The following is a 2,493-nucleotide window of genomic DNA, read 5'->3' on the forward strand; positions in this document are numbered from 1 at the left end:
AATTTGCATATTTTTCACCCAATATTTTCTGCAAAAAAATCAGGTGAAGTTATCGGCATGGCTGCCGCAGGGCAATCTATAAAACGTCGGTTTGGTAGATTCCTCAGGGTATGTACCGATCAGCCTCGGGGGAACTGGAGGAAATAGTCATTCAACAGCAACTGCCAATTTACTTGCCTTTTCGTATGGAGGTACTCCACTTGGTGTTGGTTCTGATGCAAATGACGCCAAGCCAGGAACAATCACGTATGGCTATGTAGGCGCCACAGCCAATATCAAATACACTGGCCATTTATGGACTTACCATGCCGCTTTTGCCAATACCGCTTACATAAGCCAATTAAATATGCCAGCAGCAGCAAATAACATGGCTATGCGAGCGAGAAACGGAAACACAGGAGTTTGGACAGGATGGTCCGTTTTTTGGCAAGAATCGAATACCACCGTTGATAGTAGCGGCTCAATTAAAAAGGCATCCCCAGTTGTCAAACTCTTTTGGGATGGTAAGTACGAAACGAATGATGAATCTGAAGGATGTACTGTTATACGCATAGCCGTTGGCGAATATCGGATTGAAGGATGCCAGGGACTGAACTCAGATGCTGCCTGGGGCGGCATCGATGGCGGTTTTGACATCCCAACCGATCGCAACAAGCAGCCACTTATCTGGCTGGATTATGAGGTTAACGCCGATGGCTCTGTACTGGTGAAAACCTATCACCGCACACACCCTGATGCGCCAGCATTCGCCAGGAACGAAATAGACGGCGTAAGTGATGGTGATCCTGTGGACATTCCCGGCGACCAGTTTGTATCCGTGCGTGTCGAAATGCCTGCCGATTCTTTGTACAACCAAAAACTCAGTGCGGCAGAGCTGGCCATGACTGCCGATGCGGGTGAATAAAGGTCGGTTTGGGAAACAGCGCTACACGAGATGTTGATAGTCAGTTTGCCCCGGTGTCATCGTACATAAACGGAGCCGCTGTTATGGCTCAGGTTCATCGCGATTACCGGACACTCGCTTCGTACGATCTGATTACTCAATACCCGCTGGGAATGTCTTTCGGCATTCAGCTGGGAGCGAATGCATGGGGCGGTGGAAGCGGTGCAGATGTATACACCGGCATGTTAACGCTACGTGGTTGGCATGATGCAACAGGGGGCGGATACACTTCATGGCAGTTAGCTTCAACGTCGCAGGGGCTTAAATATCGTCAGGGAAACGGCACTGTTTCCGGGCTAACTAACGTTGGTTTTTCTACCACGCATACCTTGTATTCGACGCAGAACACCACGAAAGCCAGCGACGGAACGCTCAAGGCTGCATCGCCCGTTGCCCGTATTGTGAAAAGTCAGGAGGAATGTCAGCGCACTGATATCGATGAACCAGGCTTTGTCTGGTGCGGCTGTGGTACGGCGAACGCCGAGGCGGAGGGAATAACCCTTTCCCGCCTCGATGTTGGTGTTTATGTGCTGACAGGTTCGGCAGGCCTGGCGTCAGGGGGATGGCAGTTACTGCCGCCAATGGACCCTGGCGGCATGGGAGAACTGGGTGTGGCTGAAGCTGAACAAACCGCTGACGGCGAGCTGACTATCCGCCTGTTTAAGCGAAAATACATGCTGAGCGATGAAGGGGAGATCGTCAAAACAAAAGGGGAACCGATGGACGTGCCGGTGAACAGCTGGATCGATGTTCGCCTGGATATGCCTGATGATTCTGCCTTTAATCAGATGATGAATCAGAAACTTCAGCCATAGCTGCACGCTGATTCCAGATACTGTTTTGCGGCATCTCTACACGGACACTGACAAACTGATCGGCCGGAATATCGGCCGGTTCGCCATCCACAAAACCTTCCCGTGAGTTCCTCGCAAATATCGGTGCTGACGGGTATTCCCGGTGGAATGTTTTCACCAGCACTGACCCGTCGGCATTTACCTCATAGTCAAGCCAGATTAGGGCCTGCCCATTACGATCTTTAGGGATATCGAACCCGCCATCAATACCACCCCACGCCGCATCTGAGTTCATCCCCATGCAGCCCTCGATCAGATACTCTCCGGCTTTCATGCGGGTTACGGTACAGCCTTCTGATTCGCCATTAGTCTCAAACGAACCGTCTGCAAACAGCTTAACTACCGGGGAAGCTGCTTTTAACGTGCCGTCACTAGCTCTGGTGGTGTTACCAGTGTCATAAACTCGTAACCATGGAAGGAATGAGGCGCTTTCTCTTGCCCTCCACCACATACCCTGGTTTCCTCGTCCCCCAAGCTGAAAGCAGTAGGATGAATCGGAACTATGAGCACAGTTTATCCCCATAAACACAGCAGTAGCTGAGGGACCGTCATAAGGGCTACTTAAAAATCGGCCATCGATAGCTATATCCCAGCCAGCACTACTATTACCCGGCCCGCCCAAGCCAAAATCTCCCCGGGATAACATCTGTCCTGTCGAGCTGTAAGCATCCCGTGTCGCGCTACTTCCTAAACCGA

General features: G+C 51.2%; 2 protein-coding genes and 1 pseudogene. 2 read left to right on the top strand and 1 reads right to left on the bottom strand.

Annotation, left to right across the window (positions count from 1 at the left end; genetic code table 11):
- The first annotated feature begins 91 nt into the window (after window positions 1-91).
- Together SK47_RS24510 and SK47_RS24400 are read left to right on the top strand one after the other, a co-directional pair.
- A complete protein-coding gene (locus tag SK47_RS24510) occupies window positions 92-904 on the top strand; it encodes a phage tail fiber protein (protein ID WP_369799493.1) in 813 nt (270 codons plus the stop codon).
- 83 nt (window positions 905-987) lie between these two features.
- On the top strand, window positions 988-1,758 hold the full coding sequence (locus tag SK47_RS24400) for a phage tail fiber protein (RefSeq protein WP_232961019.1): 771 nt from the start codon (window positions 988-990) through the stop codon (window positions 1,756-1,758).
- Here the strand turns inward: SK47_RS24400 and SK47_RS24405 are convergent.
- A pseudogene (locus SK47_RS24405) lies at window positions 1,724-2,493 on the bottom strand (phage tail protein); the annotation flags it as partial. The gene SK47_RS24400 and the pseudogene SK47_RS24405 sit on opposite strands and share 35 nt — an antisense overlap.

Origin of the sequence: Enterobacter sp. BWH52 (assembly GCF_001037565.1) — a bacterium.
GTDB lineage: Bacteria > Pseudomonadota > Gammaproteobacteria > Enterobacterales > Enterobacteriaceae > Enterobacter > Enterobacter hormaechei_C.